The 17,745-nt window shown below is 57.2% G+C and carries 16 protein-coding genes; 7 read left to right on the top strand and 9 right to left on the bottom strand.

The annotated features are described in order from the left end of the window. Positions 1-10: 10 nt before the first annotated feature. From G5137_RS11165 to G5137_RS11135, 7 genes are all read right to left on the bottom strand, one after another. Entirely contained in the window at positions 11-367 is a 357-nt protein-coding gene (locus tag G5137_RS11165; RefSeq protein WP_421255375.1) for a hypothetical protein, read from the bottom strand. 101 nt (positions 368-468) lie between these two features. Further along, positions 469-843 carry a lysozyme inhibitor LprI family protein gene (locus G5137_RS11160; protein ID WP_421208833.1) on the bottom strand — a complete coding sequence of 125 codons (375 nt, stop codon included), beginning with the start codon at positions 841-843 and terminating at the stop codon, positions 469-471. Continuing rightward, complete coding sequence (locus tag G5137_RS11155; RefSeq protein ID WP_421255374.1) at positions 840-3,482, bottom strand: pesticin C-terminus-like muramidase; 2,643 nt, start codon at positions 3,480-3,482, stop codon at positions 840-842. Before G5137_RS11155 ends, G5137_RS11160 begins: the two co-directional genes overlap by 4 nt. Positions 3,483-3,516: 34 nt before the next feature. Then, positions 3,517-5,562, bottom strand: coding sequence for a type VI secretion system tip protein TssI/VgrG (gene tssI / locus G5137_RS11150; RefSeq protein ID WP_421255373.1), 2,046 nt, complete (start codon positions 5,560-5,562; stop codon positions 3,517-3,519). Positions 5,563-5,924: 362 nt separating this feature from the next. Further along, complete coding sequence (hcp1, locus tag G5137_RS11145) at positions 5,925-6,443, bottom strand: type VI secretion system effector Hcp1 (RefSeq protein WP_010634242.1); 519 nt, start codon at positions 6,441-6,443, stop codon at positions 5,925-5,927. Between the two features lie 229 nt (positions 6,444-6,672). Then, entirely contained in the window at positions 6,673-7,383 is a 711-nt protein-coding gene (locus G5137_RS11140) for a LuxR family transcriptional regulator (protein WP_421236341.1), read from the bottom strand. A gap of 306 nt (positions 7,384-7,689) precedes the next feature. After that, positions 7,690-9,795 (bottom strand): TonB-dependent hemoglobin/transferrin/lactoferrin family receptor, encoded by a 2,106-nt coding sequence (locus tag G5137_RS11135; RefSeq protein ID WP_421255372.1) that lies wholly within the window; start codon positions 9,793-9,795, stop codon positions 7,690-7,692. Positions 9,796-9,987: 192 nt separating this feature from the next. On the opposite strand from G5137_RS11135, the gene G5137_RS11130 reads away from it, so the two are divergent. Genes G5137_RS11130 through G5137_RS11120 form a run of 3 tightly spaced genes read left to right on the top strand, consistent with a single transcriptional unit; the run spans position 9,988 to position 11,960 of the window. Then, positions 9,988-10,959 (top strand): ChaN family lipoprotein, encoded by a 972-nt coding sequence (locus G5137_RS11130; protein ID WP_421255371.1) that lies wholly within the window; start codon positions 9,988-9,990, stop codon positions 10,957-10,959. A 25-nt stretch (positions 10,960-10,984) separates the two neighbouring features. Then, on the top strand, positions 10,985-11,539 hold the full coding sequence (locus tag G5137_RS11125; protein WP_005348211.1) for a cysteine hydrolase family protein: 555 nt from the start codon (positions 10,985-10,987) through the stop codon (positions 11,537-11,539). 37 nt (positions 11,540-11,576) lie between these two features. Next, positions 11,577-11,960, top strand: coding sequence for a hypothetical protein (locus G5137_RS11120; protein ID WP_005335256.1), 384 nt, complete (start codon positions 11,577-11,579; stop codon positions 11,958-11,960). Between the two features lie 86 nt (positions 11,961-12,046). On the opposite strand, the gene hutZ is transcribed toward G5137_RS11120, so the two are convergent. Then, positions 12,047-12,604, bottom strand: coding sequence for a heme utilization protein HutZ (hutZ, locus tag G5137_RS11115; protein ID WP_005335257.1), 558 nt, complete (start codon positions 12,602-12,604; stop codon positions 12,047-12,049). Continuing rightward, on the bottom strand, positions 12,601-13,113 hold the full coding sequence (gene hutX / locus G5137_RS11110; protein WP_040066748.1) for a heme utilization cystosolic carrier protein HutX: 513 nt from the start codon (positions 13,111-13,113) through the stop codon (positions 12,601-12,603). Before hutX ends, hutZ begins: the two co-directional genes overlap by 4 nt. A 170-nt stretch (positions 13,114-13,283) precedes the next feature. Between hutX and G5137_RS11105 the strand changes: the two genes are divergently transcribed. The 4 genes from G5137_RS11105 (at position 13,284) to G5137_RS11090 (ending at position 17,579) form a co-directional block, all read left to right on the top strand. Continuing rightward, positions 13,284-14,135, top strand: a complete 852-nt coding sequence (locus tag G5137_RS11105; RefSeq protein ID WP_040066746.1) for a heme/hemin ABC transporter substrate-binding protein — start codon at positions 13,284-13,286, stop codon at positions 14,133-14,135. After that, positions 14,132-15,163 carry a FecCD family ABC transporter permease gene (locus tag G5137_RS11100; protein ID WP_005335261.1) on the top strand — a complete coding sequence of 344 codons (1,032 nt, stop codon included), beginning with the start codon at positions 14,132-14,134 and terminating at the stop codon, positions 15,161-15,163. The genes G5137_RS11105 and G5137_RS11100 overlap by 4 nt, the downstream gene beginning before the upstream one ends. Before the next feature lie 11 nt (positions 15,164-15,174). Next, on the top strand, positions 15,175-15,987 hold the full coding sequence (locus tag G5137_RS11095) for a heme ABC transporter ATP-binding protein (RefSeq protein ID WP_268012483.1): 813 nt from the start codon (positions 15,175-15,177) through the stop codon (positions 15,985-15,987). Positions 15,988-16,217: 230 nt separating this feature from the next. After that, complete coding sequence (locus tag G5137_RS11090; protein WP_421236342.1) at positions 16,218-17,579, top strand: endonuclease/exonuclease/phosphatase family protein; 1,362 nt, start codon at positions 16,218-16,220, stop codon at positions 17,577-17,579. Positions 17,580-17,745 lie beyond the last annotated feature (166 nt).

Below are 17,745 nucleotides of genomic sequence, written 5' to 3'. Positions count from 1 at the left end.
CACAAAGGAGTTAACTATTATTCACATCATCAACATATTGGTTGATGTACTCATTTAAATTTTTGACACTATCTAATTCACACTGAACCATTAACAACTCACCACGCTGACCACCAATGTTTGAATAAAGCATACATCTTTCATGGATAGCAAGCCGTTGTTTATCGTAAAAATTTTTCGAAAAGCCATAATCACTAGACTTTGAAGAAATGATGTTTTTTAAATTGCTTTCATATTTTGCCGTTTGCTTTTGAACACAGGAAACCATTTCCTGATGCATTCCCGACGAATTGTTACAATCACTACTAGCAACAGCGTATTGGTTAGCTAAAAAAACGCTCAAAAATAAAATAGAATGTTTTTCCATTTTTACACCACAAAAACTGTAAGTAACTCATAATCAGCAAGGCTGGAACTCAATTCACCCCTGCATTTAGTCAAGTTAAATTACATCACAGATAGATGCATTTACTCTGGTAAAAAACCATTTAAATAATCTATTCTGTCTACAGTCTTTTTGAGTTGACAGGTTAAATATTCCACACCAAACCCCTCTCCTCCAGAGCCCATGCCTTGTGGATTTTCAAAATTACAACTAGAATCACGAAACTTAATCCAATCACGTTGAGCCAACTTCAAGTATTTTGTTCTAGGCTCACCGATTCCTTCATAATCATTCTGTAAATATGAAAAAAGATTTTGGTAAACCTTATTTAGCTCTGCATCTGATTTATTATACAAAGTTTCAACACACTTAAATCTAGCTGTTAAGTCAAGGTTTTCGCATTGTCTTGCATCAAACATTGCTATCGATGATGCAAAAAAATATCCTAGTATAATCATAAATAGTTACACCTTCTTTGATGTCTATCGAGTGGAACATTATAAGTTTCTTTCCACCTGTTACTTTTTATATTTTCTTTAAAAGCTGAAAACTCATCGTTATTTTTTATGCTCTCGACGAGATCGGGTATGAAAAATTCTCTAGTACTAGGACGATTATCCCCTCTAAAAGTGAGGTCAATGAGCAAATCCTTTATGTTTTGAGGAAGTGCAAGCCATGAAATCATTCTTTCCGGATCTAAATCAATACCATTTGGAGCAGCTCTTGTGCGAGTCCCCTTCGGATTTTCGATCGTTCTTTTAGCAATAGCTTCTAACTTTAGATAGATTTCATTGAACAAATAGTGCTGCTGCTTTCTCGTAAGGGTCTGTTCATTTCTGGGAACAACGTTATTTATTGCTATAGTATAATCATATGCAGCCTTCCGCTGAAGACCAACTGCACCAGTGAGCCACTGCAACATGGAACTTGATAGCGGTTTGCAATTATTAGAAATAGCCGTTGTTAACTTGTTCAGCTCGCCAATTGATATTTGGCCCAGATCAAGCCCCCTTCCATAAGTAACACCAGACGCACCAATCACAACCCCTCTATTATTTGGAACATGTGGATGTCTTGAAAAATACATACTCGTATCAACATCGTTCCCTTCAGCATCAAATGTGAGCTGTCCTTTGGGTACAGTGAGCCATTTTTCATCCATTTCATCATCAGAGATAGGCTCAGCCACCAACCCCATCATCCCTGCCGGATGAATAAACCAAGGTTTGGTATCACCCAATATCGCGCTGGCATCTTCCACCCACGCCATATTGCGGTGTACCTGCATCGCATACTCATAGAGCTTCGGCTGGTCAGCCAACTCCTGCTTGAGACGCGGCCAATCCCCCGGCTTTACCCATTCGCTTTTGTGCTTGATAAACAACAACCGCAACTTGCCCGCCAGCTCCTCATCGGCCAGCGCGGCCTTGATGTCATTGCCGCTCAGGGTGCCATCATTGTCCCTGTCTGTCACCAGCTTGTCATAGAGGGTACTAAAAAATTTGCTCGCCTCTTTCTGCTGCGGATCTTCACTCTCGGTATCTGCCTTATCTAAAAAGCCATCTTCATCGCTGCTACCATCGACCAGCTTGACGCCCAGCTGGTGCCAGTCGTGCTGACTGATGACTTCGACATCACCGCCCTTCAATACGAACTCGCCAGGCAACTCCCCGTCCGCAGTAGTCCGCTCACGCACTTTCACAAAATTGTTGGCACCATGAGTAACAATATCAGACTCTTTCACCGCCAACGGTAAGACCAGCGGCCCAAAATTGGCAACCTCGTGAAAACCATGTTGGCTATCGCTGGTTAGACGATAGGTAGTGACCTCTTTCTTTACTAGCAGGTAGCCTTGGCCACCGGTGACCCGCGCCTTGTTATTGATGCAATCTTTAAGCGCCTGTTTGTCGCTCTCTGACACAAACACCTCAAAGTGCACGGCTTTGCTGTCGGCGTCTTTCTCGAAACCGCTGGCACTGGCAGTGGCTAGCTCATGCTCCCCCCAATGACCGATGATCTCTCCGGCCTGCACCGGTATCGGATTTGCGCTGCGGTTAACAACCGGCGCATCGTCTTTGAATTCGACCGGGGTACTCGGTTCAGCGGGCAGTCCGGCCCCCATCTTGCTTTTTGCCAGCCAGCCAACGGCACCTTTGCCAGCATTGGTCATCACCTGATTCGCACTGTCTTTGACTGTGCCGCTGCCCGTCTTGAACACCTGTACTTTACGAAACTCTGTCGTGCCGCCATTGAGGTTCACCATCTGTGGTGGCTCAGTGGATACCACCACCTCACTGCCAGCAGGCAGCCCCATGCTACCCACTGTGGTGTCAGCAGTTTTACGTAACCATGTATTACTCGGGACCTTGTGGCGGGCCGGTTTGCCTTCTGGTGGGGTCATCCACGTCGGCTTTTGCGGATATTCATGCTGTAACTGGCTCTGTGCGATATAGAACGGGCTGTTCGGTTCATCGACGTAGTGCACCAGAAAATAATTGTGGGCTTCATCCCTGTGGTTGAGCAGGTTGCTCGGGGTTTGCTGGAGCAACTTCACCTCAGCACCTGTTTTGGCATACACAGGACTACTGCCCGACAGTCGGCGTGTCAGCTTTAGGGGGTCTCCCTGCGCCACCGGTTCATAGGTGGAGACACCCGAGCCCTTGACGGTAACTCGCGCCGCCTCGGGACTGTTGTAGCTGTTCTCGCAGGCGATGTGCATGTAGAGGCTGTAGAACGTCAGGCGATTCTTGTTCTGCTCTCCGCCTTCGTAGCGATGACGAACCAGACAAAACGAAGGGGAGGTATGTAGCTCAATATCGTCTCCTGGCTTTCCTGCTTCGGGGCTGCGGGTTGCCTTGGCCGGTTTGGTCGCCAGTCGGTAGGCCACAATCTCCCCGTCAGCAATCGCGCGCACTGCTCCGCTCGGGTGCCAGCCTCCGCTTTTACTGAAATGGATACCACCGTGCCAAATGCGGTTACGGCCTATCGGGAAGGTACCGCTCTTGAGACCATTGATCTTCTTGATAAATTCATCGAGGGATGCAATCTCGCTGGAGCCATTTTCACCCGCCAGTTGCATGGGATAGACGATTTTCATCTTTATCATTCAATCCTAAGTTATTCGTCGAACATCAAGCAGAGGGCTGATAATCGCTATCGGGCTCCAGCGCCTTGAGCAACGCCTCCATCGCCTTCTCGGTGGCAATCGCCTTGACCAGTTCAACCAGTTCCGGAGCTTTGACCACCTCAACCCCTTTGGGAATAACGGGAGCCTGACCAGCCCAGCCAGAGCCAGCTCCCGGGCAGCCTCCGGCATTGAGTTTGATGGCGGGGCCGACCAGCTTGATGCCGCTCGGGTCAACTTTGACAAAGCTGCCACCCCCCTTGAGGGTGATCTCTGAGCCCGCCTCCAGCACCAACTTGTCACCCACCTTGATATGCACCTCTTCACCCGCTTCCACCAACAGGGATTGACCCAGTTTCTGGTGCAGGGAGGTATCCACCGTCAGCGAATAGTCCGCCTCGATCTGGTCACGCTTCTCACCTTCCACCGTCAGGTGGTCATTGGCCTTGATGCGGGTCACCCGATCAAAGTCGATGTCGGTGTGTTGGTCATGCTTGATGTGCCAGGCGGCATCGTTCTCTATCAGCACATTCAGGTCTTTCTGACCGTGGATATAAATCTCTTCCTGCCCCGCCTGGTCTTCAAAACGCAGCTCGTTGAAACCCTCGCCTTGATGGGTCTCGGTACGCAGCACGGTGCGGGTCTTGTTGGCGGGCAACTCATACGGCGGCCGGTTGGTGGCGTGGTAGGTACGGCCCGTCACGATAGGCTGGTCGGGGTCTCCTTCCAGAAACGAGACGATAACTTCGTGGCCGATGCGCGGAATCGCCATCATGCCGTACTGACCACCGGCCCAGCCTTGCGAGACTCGCACCCAGCAGGAGCTCTGGTCGTTGGAGCTGCCATATCTGTCCCACGGGAATTGCAGTTTCACCCGCCCGTGCTCGTCGCAGTAAATCTCCTCCCCGTCGGGGCCCACCACGATAGCGATTTGCGGGCCGTCCACCATCGGCTTGTAGGGTGCCTCGGGGCTGCCGATGCGGGCGCGCCAGGTGGTGCTCGCCTTCACTACGCCAAATTCGTTGTGGTAGACGGTGGGACCGCTGCCGCCCTCTTCTTCCAGCGCTTGGGGCTGCTCACCGGTGTGGCGAATATGGACGATTTGCCAGTCGGTGTTGAGGCTGCCGTTCGGATGTTCGGTCAATGAAAAGTGCTGCCCCGGCAACAGCGCTGCACTGTTGGATTTGCCACTGCACGCTACCGCGTCATTGCGCAGCGCATCAAGCCGGTGCTGGGCAAAGGCCTTGCCGCTGCCGTCCTGTTTGTAGCGGCCCGGGTAGTCAAAATGCTGGTAGGTATCGCGCTGATGGTCGAGCTCCGCGCCCTGCTTTTTGTGGGAGAGGCCATAGGCCGGGGTGTTGAAGCTGTAGTCTTTGAGCTCCACATCCGAGGGGCGCACCGCCTCGCGGTAGTGGAACTGGCGCACATAGGGCCCTTGTTCCAGCGAGCGGTTGCCGAGGTTGAAGAAAAGCTCGGGGCCAGCGGTCAGGGCGGCAGCATCGTCAGCAAAGACGATGCGGTGTTTGCCTTGCTCAAATTCGTGGAAGTAGAACAAGCCCTCTTCGGCAGCGAGGCGGTTCACGAAATCGAGGTCGGTCTCGCGATACTGCACGCAGTATTCCCGCTGGGCGTGCTCGTTCTTGAGCGCAAAGGCGTAGTCAGTAATGCCGTGTTCTTGCAGCAGGATACTGAGGATTTCATCGGGCTTTTGCGCCTGAAAGATGCGTGAGTTCTGGCGCAGCCCCAATCGCCACAGGGCAGGTTTGACTTGCAGCTGATAGCGGGTACGGCGAAAGCCGCTGTCCCCTTGGGCAAACTCGCTCACTACCCCGCAGACCCGACGCTGCAACTCGCCGTTGTACCACACCAGCAGCTCGCACGGCTGGTCCAGCACGGCGCCAAAGTCGACATCAGGCTGGCTACTTGCCACCTCCAGTTGCAGATTGAACGGCCGATTCAGCCCCTCATCCAGCTGGAAACTGGCCACCACGAAGGTGCTCTCGGGCAACTCCCCCACCTTGACGGTAAATTGCAATCCGGTTTGATTAGCCATGGCTTTCCCCTCTTGTCACGGCCAAGCTGTGCCTGAGCCCTTGCCAACTCTCGCGCCCATACACGCCCTCGCCGCGCAGCCACGCTACCGCCCTCTCAGGTGCCGCAAGGGCACCAAAGACAAGGGGGTTAACAGGTTACGAGCGGTTCGGGTCTGCATCACAGGACACCCTTTAGTGCTTTGCCATCCCTCCGCGCTCACTCGCAGGGCATAAAACCCCAGCAGGGGGATGGCAAAACAGAAAAGCTCCAGCCAACCCGTTGGCCAGGCTGGAGAAAATGCACAGTACAAGAAGCCGGTTGAACAACCGGCTCAAAGACACATTACTACTTACAAGGAATACCAAAGTACCGAAGCAAGGCTTACGCCTCGATGGGGGCGCGCCAGTCGTCCGCACCGGAAGTACCGGCAACGGTGTGCTCCCAGTCAATCTTGCGGTAAGCCATGGAGACCTGGATAAGCTGGGTGAAGTCAGACTTCGCCGGGTCCTGGCAGTGGGGCATCTGGCAGTCGATGTCAACGATAGTGGCATCGGTCAGCACGGTAGAGAAGAAGTGCTCCTGCTTGCCCTCAACGGAGGTGCGATACCACTTCAGGGTCACTTTCGGCAGCATTTCGCCGGAAGCCAGCGCGTTGTACATCAGCGGCACGGCTTTGTTCAGGGCGACGGTGAACTTGAACGGCTTGTGGACACGCTGACCGGCAGGCTGACCGGATTGCGGGTCGGTCGGGACGGTGACAACGTGCTGGAACTCTTGTACCAGCATCTCGTCTTCGTGGCCTTGCACGAAGATGTTGCCGACTGAGTCAGAGGTGAAGGCTCCGGCGGTGATATTGCCCTGGGTTTTACCTTCGATGCTGATATAACATGGAGTTGGCATGGGTATGCTCCTAAATAAGTTGGTTAAACGAGATAGCACTCAACCAACCCTTTAGCAGCGACCATGCCACTTATTTTTATTCTTATTTTTCAATTAGTTAAATAAAAGACAATTCTCGCACGATTCCTTCATATGCAATAAATTGCGCAACATCATCAAACTCACTGGCAAAACTGTCATTTTAAGTGATTTTATCTGTGTAATGAGCAATTTTTTGCGTTAGACAGCATCATGCACTGTCATCATCCACATTTTCAATCTGTGCCGTGTCAATGTTCAGTCTGACAATACCCTGCATCAGCGCCCATGATATCGCCTGATTTTTGCTGCTTGCCCCCAGCTTCTCCGCTATCCGTTCAAGATGGAAAGTGACGGTTCTGGGCTTGATCCCCAGGATCTGGGCAATATCACTCACTTGCTTGCCTTCGGCAGCCCACTGGCACACCTCCAGCTCCCGTAGGGTCAGTTCTTCCTGAGGAAGCTTCACGGCAAGACAAACACGGGCCACAGCCTCGAAGACATGCACCGCCAGCCAGCTTAAAAAGGGAGCAGCCGTCAGCCACTGATGCTCAGTTCGTGTAGTGCGTGTGATCAATGACAACAAGCCAACATGGCCATTCGGCCCGTGCCAGGGAATCGTGATCCCGTCGCGCAATCCCATCTCATGGGCCTGCAACATCACCTCAAGCCCCGCCATATCTTGTTGATCGCAACACTCGGTGATCAGGTTGGCCCAGAGGATAGGGGTACTCTGGCTCATCCCTTTGCGTACAACGGGATCTACCGTAAAGAAACGCTTTTTGTCATAGGTCTGTACCCATTCGGCAGGACAGCCGTTGAAAATCCTCACGTCAGGTCGCTGAATCGAACTGGGAAAGATGAATCCCAGCCGGAAGTGGTCAAAACCCATCTGCTGGCTAAGGGTACGCAGCAGGGCCACTATGGTCTGCTCGTCAGAGGCCTCATTGAAGCGGGTAATCAGCTCAAGAGCGTCGGCGGTGTCGAGGAAAAAGTTCGATGTCGAAGTCAAAAGCTAGGCACACCCGTTGTAAAGAATTACTAAATGTCATTAACAATAAATCAAATAGCATAATATCTCGCCAACACAAAGAAAAAGGCGAAGCCAATGAATAACATGGTGTGAGCGGGTCACCTCACACCTGGCTACATGTATAAAAAATCCCCGCCTGTCAGGGCGGGGATCCGGTGCGGGCAACAGCCCGAGATCACTGCGTGTGTTGTCTTTTTAGAATACGTATTTGACCCGTGCACTCAGGTTGCGGCCCGGTTCGGTCATCATGCTGTTATCGGAGCCCTCGGCACGACCGGCGATGCGCTCGTAGCTGGTGTACTCCTTGTCAAACAGGTTGAAGACCCCGACGTTGAGCTGCAGGTCGGTCATCGGGTTGAACTGGGCGTACATATCCACCACACCCCAACCGGCGCTCTTCACGTAATCGTTGCCTTTGCTGTCTTTACGGACTTTGTCCATGTCGTCAGCAAAGCGCAGCGCGGTATTGAAGTTCCACTGGGACTGTTCCAGACGCACACCGACCGAGCCGTTGAGCGGGCTCAAGCTGTTGATGTAGTTGCCATCCCCATCCTTGCCTTCGATGTAGGCGAGGTTGCCCCAGACATTGACGATGTCGTTGAGCCAGTAATCCGCCTTGGCTTCGACCCCTTTGGTGGTCGCCTTGCTCAGGTTCTGGTACTGGTAGACGGCGGTGCGCCCCTCTTTGCCCACTTCCACCATCTCGATGAAGTCTTCGAACTTGTTGTAGAAGCTGGCTACTTCATAGCTGAAGCCGTTGCTGCTGCCACGTACACCAAGATCGATGCCGTCGCTGCTCTCCGGATTGAGGTTCGGGTTGGGCTCGATGCGATAGCCGTAAGCCTGATGGTTCAGGGTGGAGAAGGCGCTGTCATACATGGGGGCCTTGAAACCGTGGCTGTACTGGGCGAACAGGTTGGCCGCCTCGTGGGCCTTGAACACCAGACCCAGCTTGGGTGACAACTCCCCTTCGGAGAACTTGTGCAGCTTGTCGCCGGTGTAGGCCGGATCGTTGTCCGGGGTCATCCGGTAGTAGTCATAACGGGCACCCGGGGTCAGCACCCAGCGCTCGCCAAACTTGATCTCGTCAAAGGCCCACAGGGCACTGCGCTCGCTGGTGGTAGCCGGGAAACTCAGCTCGTTGTAGCCGACAAAATCACCGGGAGTCGTCGGCCCCTTGTAACGGGTACGTTCGTTGTCGGTGTGCTCGTATTCAGCCCCCCAGGCCAGGCGGTGGTTGGCGACCACCTTGTGGAACTGCAGCTGGGCGCCGATGTTCTTCTGATCGAACACGTTGTGATCCAGCGAGTTTTTGGTCACATAGGGGTTGCCGGGGCTGACCGGATACTTGGATGAGGCGTACTGATCCAGCGTCTGCTTGGTGCGGGCGAAGTAGACCTTGCTATCCATCCGATCAGCCCAGCCTTGATTCAGCGCGATGCCGTGATCCAGCACCAAAGAGAGGTTGTCGGTCTGCTTGTCGGTGATGGGCTGATCAAAGACACGGGCAGTACCGGTACCGACCTTGTTGAGCTTGACCGCATCCGGCTCCTCGCCATCGGTCAGGTAGTCAACGGTCAGCTTGAGGAACTGCTCATCGGAGAGGTTCCACTTGCTCTTGAGCAGCAGGGCGTGGGTACCGATATCGAAGTCGTTTTTGGTGGAGTCGAAATTCTGGGTCACACCGCCATCGCGCCAGGTGTAGCGCAGCAGGTTCTCCACTTCACCAGTGCGCAAGGCGCCGGTAAAGCCCGCCATCTTCTGGTGGCTGCTGGAGGCGTAACCGCTGGTCACATCCAGATAACTATCCTTGCCCTTGAGGAAGTCGCTGGCATCCTTGGTGGTGATGGCAATCACGCCACCCAGCGCATCGGAGCCGTAGGCGGCAGACGCCGGCCCCTTGGCCACTTCTACCTGCTTGATCATGTCGGTATCGAAGTAGCTCTGGCCAACACCGCCCTTGCTGTAAGCATCGTTCTGGCGCACACCGTCGCGCACCACTTTGACCCGGTTTTCACCCATGCCGCGGATGATGAAGGTCTGCGCATCCCCCTGACCGCCGAGCACGGTCACACCGGGTTCGTAGCGGAACAGGTCGGCGACGTTGGTGACGACCTGCTCTTCAATCTGCTTGGCGGTGATCACCGAGATGGGGCCGGAGACATCTTCCAGTTTTTGCTCCATCCGTGAGCCGCTGACGACCACGACTTCATCCGCCTTCTGGGTGGCAGCAAAGACCTGGGAGGAGAGACCGGCCGCCACGGCGAGGGCAACCAGAGAGAGTGCGTTATGATGGGTCACAGCGAATCCTTATTGAGAACTGTTATCAAACAGGCCGCATATTACCCGGCTCTCGACAAAGATCAACAAGAAACGAAATCATTCTCATTTGTTTTGAACCAAATTGGTTTTACACTGTCGCCCTGTGTTGCCCTTATTCTCTATTAGCCCCCGAGATGCACCGGCATCCGGGCATATCAGCCGTGAGATCCCATGATTAGACGACTTCCCCTGCTCGCCCTGCCGCTGCTACTGGCAGCCTGTGCCACCCCAACCCAGCCAAACGTGTCATCACAGTTGCAGACGCTCTATGACTACCGGCTAAGTAGCGAGGGAGATGCAGACCTGACGCTGGAGCAAGCAATCGCGCGCATTGCCGACGCCGACATCATTCTGGTGGGCGAGCTGCACAGCCATCCTGCCGTGCATCTGTTGCAATCGCGCCTGCTGAGCGGGCTCTACACCGCAGGTCAGCAGCACGGTCGGCCATTGGCCCTCTCCATGGAGCAGTTCAGCCGCGCCGCTCAGAAGACGCTGGATGCCTATCTGGCGAATCAGATTGGTGAAGCGGCCTTGATCCGCGAAGGCAACGCCTGGCCCAACTATCCGAGCGACTACCGCCCGCTGGTAGAGTTTGCCAAGGCTCACCGGATGCCGGTGATCGCCGCCAACGCCCCCAAGCCGCTGGTGAGCTGTGTCGGTCAGGAGGGGGCTGAGTGGCTCGACAAACTGCCAGCCACACGTCGCAGCCAGCTGGCCCGCCAGCTGACGCTGGGGGATGACCCCTATCGCCAGAAATTTATGGCCTCCATGCACCACGGCGATGCCGACAGCAACGCCCGCCGCTTCGCAGCCCAGACCAGCTGGGATGACACCATGGCCGAGAGCATGGTGGATTATCTCGCCAAGCACCCGGGCCAGCAGATCATGCATATCGCCGGCAATTTCCACGTCGAGGGGGGGCTTGGGCTCGCCAGTCGCATCGCCAGCCGCAATCCGGCCCTCAAGGTAGCGCTGGTCGTCCCCCGTACAGATGAGACCTCTGTTGCAGATCCCGCAGCCGATGTGCAGGTAACCATCATGCCGCTGCCTAAGCGCTGGCAAAACAGTGACGAGATGAAGCAAGATATGGGCGCGCTGCATCAATCCCGCAGTCGTGACTGCAGCCAGTGGCTGCAACCCTAATCTTCCAGGAAACGGCGGGTAAAATATGGATGTGTTACTGATCATCGATGTGCAGCAAGGCTTGTTCAACGAGCCCCGTTACCGCCAGGAGCAGGTGCTGGCCAATATCAATCGGGCTGCGGCCCATGTCAGGCAGCAACAGGGACGGGTCATCTATATCCAGCATGACTCGCCCCCCGGTACCGAACTGGAACCGGGCACCCCGGGTTGGCAGTTGCACAGTGCGCTGCAACCGGCCAAGGGAGAGAGCCGGGTGCGCAAAACGGCCTGTGACAGCTTTCTCGATACCGAGCTTGCCTTCCTGCTGGCCGAGCAGCCGGTCGATCGACTGATCCTCTGTGGCTGCGCCACCGATTTTTGCGTCGACACCACGGTGCGCAGTGCCGCCTCCCATGGGTACGAGGTGCTGGTATTAAGCGATGGTCACACCACCGCCGATCGCCCCCACCTGAGCGCAGCCCAGATCACCGAGCACCATCACTGGATGTGGCGCCACCTCAGCCTGCCGGAGGGGCGCAGTGTGACCCTGCTCACCACCGACGAGCTGCTGGCAGTAACACCCGCCCTGCAGCCATGCTAATCTGCGAGCCTCGCCTCGTTTCTCACTGGAGTCTGTCGTGCGCCTGTTGTCTGCCACCCTGTTGTTGATTGTTCCCCTGCTGTCGGCCTGCTCCAGCTTGCCCGGACAGAAGTATGACGGGCCGGAACCTCTGTTTCTGACCCACATCAACGAGGAGGGGAGCAAGCGGTTCACCTTTGAAGCAGCCCCCAACGACACCTTGCCGCGCGGCCTCTCGGCGGCCCAGAGCCAGCGCCTGCTGGAGCAGCGGGAGGCGTTGCAGGAGAACCTGCTGACCGAGACCCTGGCGACCAAGCAGTATTGCCGCCAAGGCTACATAGTGCTGAGCCAGACCTCCTGGAAGGTGCGGGGGGAGTGCAACGAAACGGCCACCGACGCCGATCGTCGCGCTTTTCCCAACAAGGCCAGCTGGCAGGATTGAACTGGCGGATAAGATAACGCAATAAAAACGGGCAGCCCAGTGGCTGCCCGTTTTGTTATAACGGCTGTCGTGGTCGACAGGGATTATCAGACCGGCGCATCGGCCGGGCTGGTGAGCTCGGCACCGTTGTCGATGCGCTTGTGCCCTTCCACCAGATGGACGAAATCCACCAGCTCGTCACCGGAGACCGCGAACGCCTGGCCGAAGCCCTTGACGAACAGCCCCTGCTCCGGCTTGAGGCGGAACAGTTTGAAATCCTTGAGGTTGGAGAGACCCTTGATGATCTCGCCAAAACGCCCCTCCAGTGCTGCGACCGCCTTGCTCCAGCGAGCGTCGTCACGGGCCACCACTTCGGCTACCGCATCGAAGGTCAAGCGCTTGCGGGCAAACAGCTCGCGGGCACCGCTCTCATCCTCGATCAGCATCAGGGATACTCGCGGCACCTGTTGCAGGTTGCGGGCGTGGCGAGCGATCTCGGAGATCAGCACATAGTAGCCATCTTCCTGCAGCACAAACGGGGCATAGCTGGCGTTGGGATTGCCTTCGCCATCGACGGTGGCGAGCTGCAGGGTACGGCAGCTGTCGCGAAACTCGCGGATCTCTGGTTGCAGGCGGTTCTGCAGACGCTCCTGACGTTCACTCATGCTTTGACTTCCTCTTGAGAGTTGTGGCGCAGCGCCATGAAACGGGTAACCTGATCGGCCAGCAGCTGGCGTTTCTCGTCGCGACCCAGATAGACCTTGAAAATGCAGCGGCCGGAGTGACCGAAGAACTGGAAGGAGTGCCCCTCCTTGCCCATGAACAGCTTGCTGACCAGCGCAATCCCCGCCACGTTGTCGAGCTTGAGGTGACCATGCAGCTCACCGTCGCGGCCCATCAGGTTGTAGTAGCCGCGTGCGTCCTTGCCTTTCGGGAAGGGGGCTTTTACCTCGAAGATGGAGCCTTCAGATTCGACGATGGTGGTCACCGGGCCCCAGTCGGCCAGATCTTCCAGCAGACCTTGTGCGCGATCGGCGGACAGCAGGGTCACCAGCTCGGCGGGCAGATGGCGAACCACCTCCCATTCGCTGATGGCAAGCTGGGCCGCCAGGGTGGACGGATGAGCGCCGGGATCCTGCTCCAGCAGCGCGTGAATACGTTGTGCAATGCTCATGTTTTCTCCCTCTGCGGGACCAGGTCGTCCCGCTGTTTATCATGGCGGCTACTCTAATAAAGCACCGGAATCAATGCAATTGATAATTGCTATCATTATCAGTGCATTTTTTCTAAAGCCTTGATATTCTCGGCGGCACACCCGTTTCATTCACCCCTTCGGAGGTTAGCATGGGCCGTCGTCTTGCCCTCGCCATCACCCTGCTCTGCAGTTCACTATCCCCCTTCTCTGCCGTTGCCGCCGACGGACAGAAAGAGCGTATCGTCAGTATCGGCCCGGCCACCACAGAACTCATTCTGGCCCTTGGCGGTGAATCGAGCCTGATCGCCACCGATGTCAGCAGCCCCTTGCCAAAAGGGTTGCCCAAGGTGGGCTATCACCGGGCGCTGGCCGCCGAAGGGATCCTGAGCCTCTCCCCCACCCGACTGGTGGGCAGCGACGAGATGGGCCCGGCCCCGACCCTGGATCAGCTGCGTCGTGCCGGGGTCAAGGTGGAAGTGCTGGATACCGCGCCGACCCTCGCCAACCTCAACCAGCGTATCGACACCCTCGCCAGCCTGCTGGGCGACAAAGCCGCTGGCGATCGCCTGAAGGCAGAGATCCAGGCCCAGACCGATCAGCTGGCGGCGCAAGCCAAACAGAACAAACCGCTCAAGGTCGCCTTCCTGCTGCTGCACAAGGGGCAACCCACCAGCATCGCCGGGGGGGACACCACCGCCAGCGCGCTGATCTCGCTGGCAGGCGGCATCAATCCGGTCGCCGAGTTGCGCAACTACAAGCCGGTATCCGCCGAATCCCTCATCGAGATGCAGCCCGATCTGGTGCTGGTCAGCGGTCGTGACTGGCAGCAGTATGCCGATCCGGCCAAGGTGCTGGCCGAAGTGCCCGCCCTGGCCGCTACCCCGGCTGGCAAGCGCAACGCCATTCACGCCATCGACGGCCACGCCCTGCAAGGGGGCCTGAGCCTCAACTCCCTGCAACAGGCGAACCAGATCGCCCAGTGGATCAAGCAGGGGTCATGATGCGGTTACCCCTCTCCTGGCTGCTGGCCTTCACCACGGCCGCACTGGCGCTGTTGCTGCTCGGTTCGCTGGCAACCGGCCCCATGACCCTCACCCTGGGCGAGAGTCTGCGGGCGCTGTTTGCCGGGCAGGAGAGCGGGATAGAGTCGCACAAACTGCTGATCGTGCAGGAAATTCGCCTGCCGAGAACCCTGCTCTGCATCGCAGTAGGGGGGATTCTCGGGCTCTGTGGCGCCGTGATGCAGGGGCTGTTTCGCAACCCCCTGGCTGACCCCGGCATCATAGGTGTCTCCGGCGGTGCGGCGCTTGGGGCGGCGCTCGCCATCGTGCTGCTGGCCCCCCTCGGCCAGCAGCTGCAAGCCACCATCGGGGTTGGTCTGCTGCCGCTGCTCGCCTTTCTCGGCGGCGCGCTCACCACCACCCTGGTCTATCTGCTCGGCACCCGTGAGGGGGGCACCTCGGTCACTGTCATGCTGCTGGCCGGGGTCGCCATCACGGCGCTCTCCGGTGCAGTGATCGGCCTGCTCACCTATCTGGCGGACGATCAGATGCTGCGCAACCTGAGCCTGTGGCAGATGGGAACGCTGGCGGCAGGCAAACCGGCCGATGTGGCGCTGGCCCTGCTCACCCTGGCGGCCCTGCTGTGGCTCTTTATGCGCGATGCCAATCCCCTCAATGCCCTGCTGCTGGGTGAAGGAGAGGCCCGTCATCTTGGGGTCAATGTGCAATCCCTCAAACGTCGCCTGATCCTGCTCACCGCAGCGGGCGTCGGGGTGGCGGTGGCGGTATCGGGGATGATCGGCTTCGTCGGGCTGGTGGTGCCCCATCTGGTGCGCCTGCTGGCGGGCCCCAACCACGTCAGGTTGCTGCCGCTCTCGGCCCTGCTTGGCGCCGCCCTGCTGCTGGCGGCCGACATGCTGGCACGCACCCTGCTGGCCCCGGCCGAGCTGCCGGTGGGCATCATCACCGCCCTGCTCGGCGCCCCCTTCTTCATCTGGCTGCTGGTAAAAGGCCGCCGCGCCCTGTGATACGGACTGTTATGCAACCACTCTCATCCTCACTCTCCTCCCCCCTGTTGAGCTGCACCCGACTCAGCCTGCGCCGTGGCCAGCGCCTGATCCTGGATGGGCTCGATCTTAGTCTCGAGAGCGGCACCCTCACCGCGCTGCTCGGCCCCAACGGGGCGGGCAAGAGCTCGCTGCTCAAGTGCCTGACCGGCGAGCTGGAATATGAGGGTTCCATCACCCTGTTTGGCGCGGATCGCCAGCAGTGGGACAGCAGCCAGTTGGCCCACCGGCTCGGGGTATTGCCGCAAAGCTCCTCTCTCAACTTCCCCTTTCTCTGCGAGGAAGTGGTCGCCATGGGGCGCTTGCCCCACAGTGAACCGGCGGCGCGGCGTGACGAGATTGTGGCAGCGGCCATGACCCATGCCGGGGTCGAGCATCTGGCCAAGCGGCTCTATCCGGGGCTCTCCGGCGGCGAGCGGCAGCGGGTGCAGTTTGCCCGGGTGCTGGCGCAGATCTGGCAGGCCCCCTCCCCGACCGAGCAAGCCGAGCAACCCCGCCTGCTGCTGCTCGACGAACCCACCTCGGCCCTCGATCTGAAATATCAGCACCAACTGCTGGCTATGGCCCGGGCGCTGGCCAGTCGCAACACCGCCGTGCTGGTGGTGCTGCACGACCTCAATCTGGCGGCGCGCTATGCCGATCGGCTGGTGATGCTGGAGCGGGGCAAACTGATGGCCGATGGCACACCAGCCGAAGTGCTGACCCCTGAGCTGATCGCCCGTCTCTATGATTATCCGGCACAGGTGATCCATCACCCCGAGAGCGGCCTGCCTATGGTAGTGTGACAAATTCAGAGTGCGGTAACGGCAGGAAGCGCGCTATTCATCACGAAAACTGCAGCGTATAAACCGGTTTTTCACACCCCATATCGCCCTGCTAACATTCATCATCGCCAGCTATATGGTGTGAATATCCTCACACTTTACTCAGGCAAAATCCCCGCAGCATCGCCGTCTACTTATAATGGCGCCGCCTCACAGAAGGCATAACTCATTGATGCTACGGAACAATTACAATGAAAAATATCAACAAGACCCTACTGGCTGCCGCCATCTCTCTCGGGATGCTGGCAGGCTGCAACAGCGACAACGACTCAAAGGCAGCTGATCCCATGGTTCGTTTTGCCACCTTCAACCTCTCTTTTGACCGCACTGCCGCCGGTATGCTGACCGGTGAGCTGGCACTGACCCGCACCGAGCAGGATGCCCTGCTGGCCCGCCTCGCCGAAGGGAGCCTGAGCGGCGCCACGGAAACCAAAGCCAAGAACGTGCAGCAGATCCGCAACGTGGCGGAGATCATCCAGCGCACCCGCCCGGATGTGTTCCTGCTCAACGAGTTCGACAACGACGGCAAAGGCGAGAGCACCGCCGACCTGAAAGCCTTCAACGACAACTATCTGGCTCACGCCCAGCACGCAGAGGTGACGGCCATCAGCTATCCGGTGATGCAGCACTTCGCCACCAACACCGGCCTGATGAGCGGTTATGACCTCAATCTGGATGGCAAGGTCAACAGCGGCCCCGACGATGCCTGGGGCTTTGGCAACTATCACGGCCAGTACGCCTTTGCGGTGATGTCCAAATATCCCATTGACACCAAGCAGATCCGCACCTTCCAGAACTTCAAGTGGAAGGATATGCCGGGCGAGCAGAACCCCATCATCGATGACTGCAACAATCCCAAGGTCAAGATCCCGGCCAGCCGCCAGTGTGGTGATGCCTGGTATTCAGACGCAGCCTGGCAGCAGTACCCGCTCTCCTCCAAGAACCACGCCGATGTGCCGGTACGGATCAAGACCGAGAAGGGGGAAGAGGTGATCCACTTCCTGATCTCCCACCCGACCCCGCCGATCTTTGCCAATGCGGCGCGTCACACCGTCAAGCACAACCGCGCCGAGATCGCCTTCTGGAATGATTACGTCAAGGGTCTCAACTACATGACCGATGACAAGGGCACCAAGGGTGGGCTGGCCAAAAACGCCAAGTTCGTTATCGCGGGTGATCTCAACGCCGATCCGCTCACCGGTGACGGTGACCTGACCGCCATTCAGGATCTGCTAAACAACCCGCTGATGAATCAGGCCATCACCAATGGCACCCTGATCCCGGTCAGCGAAGGGGGCCCGGAGTGTGTCAGCAAGGGGGCCGACTGCAAACGCAACCTCACTCGCCCCAACCCGGAACGCATCACCAACTCCAGCGTGCTGCAGCTGGATCACGTCATCCCCTCCGCCAACCTCAACGCGGTCAAGAGCGGCGTCTTCTGGCCTGCCAGCTTCGAGGCCGGTTATCACCTGGTCTATGATGCGAAACTCGGCATCGCCAAGGGAGTCAGTTCGGATCACCGCATGGTATGGGTCGATCTCAAACTCGACTAACTCTGCCATGACCCCGCTGCGGCGGGGTCTTTTATTGGCGATGACTGGCGAGTTGACCACGGCTCATTAATCCACCGCTTGGCATTGAGTTATCCATCCATAACTCATCCATAGCCGCTGAATGGGCCTCGCGATCACAGAACCGCCGCGCCAATGGTGGTAGCAT

Origin of the sequence: Aeromonas sp. 600282 (genome assembly GCF_049175755.1) — a bacterium.
GTDB classification, from domain to species: domain Bacteria; phylum Pseudomonadota; class Gammaproteobacteria; order Enterobacterales; family Aeromonadaceae; genus Aeromonas; species Aeromonas veronii_A.
This window is presented reverse-complemented; position numbering and strand designations above follow the sequence as displayed.

Bases quoted from the DNA above. Each gene is read 5' to 3' on its own strand.
- G5137_RS11095 (WP_268012483.1), top strand. From the start codon at position 15,175: ATGCAACCACTCTCATCCTCACTCTCCTCCCCCCTGTTGAGCTGCACC.
- G5137_RS11155 (WP_421255374.1), bottom strand. From the start codon at position 3,482: ATGAAAATCGTCTATCCCATGCAACTGGCGGGTGAAAATGGCTCCAGC.
- hutZ (WP_005335257.1), bottom strand. From the start codon at position 12,604: ATGAGTGAACGTCAGGAGCGTCTGCAGAACCGCCTGCAACCAGAGATC.
- G5137_RS11105 (WP_040066746.1), top strand. From the start codon at position 13,284: ATGGGCCGTCGTCTTGCCCTCGCCATCACCCTGCTCTGCAGTTCACTA.
- G5137_RS11160 (WP_421208833.1), bottom strand. From the start codon at position 843: ATGATTATACTAGGATATTTTTTTGCATCATCGATAGCAATGTTTGAT.
- tssI (WP_421255373.1), bottom strand. From the start codon at position 5,562: ATGGCTAATCAAACCGGATTGCAATTTACCGTCAAGGTGGGGGAGTTG.
- G5137_RS11130 (WP_421255371.1), top strand. From the start codon at position 9,988: ATGATTAGACGACTTCCCCTGCTCGCCCTGCCGCTGCTACTGGCAGCC.
- hcp1 (WP_010634242.1), bottom strand. From the start codon at position 6,443: ATGCCAACTCCATGTTATATCAGCATCGAAGGTAAAACCCAGGGCAAT.
- G5137_RS11125 (WP_005348211.1), top strand. From the start codon at position 10,985: ATGGATGTGTTACTGATCATCGATGTGCAGCAAGGCTTGTTCAACGAG.
- G5137_RS11100 (WP_005335261.1), top strand. From the start codon at position 14,132: ATGATGCGGTTACCCCTCTCCTGGCTGCTGGCCTTCACCACGGCCGCA.
- G5137_RS11165 (WP_421255375.1), bottom strand. From the start codon at position 367: ATGGAAAAACATTCTATTTTATTTTTGAGCGTTTTTTTAGCTAACCAA.
- hutX (WP_040066748.1), bottom strand. From the start codon at position 13,113: ATGAGCATTGCACAACGTATTCACGCGCTGCTGGAGCAGGATCCCGGC.
- G5137_RS11090 (WP_421236342.1), top strand. From the start codon at position 16,218: ATGAAAAATATCAACAAGACCCTACTGGCTGCCGCCATCTCTCTCGGG.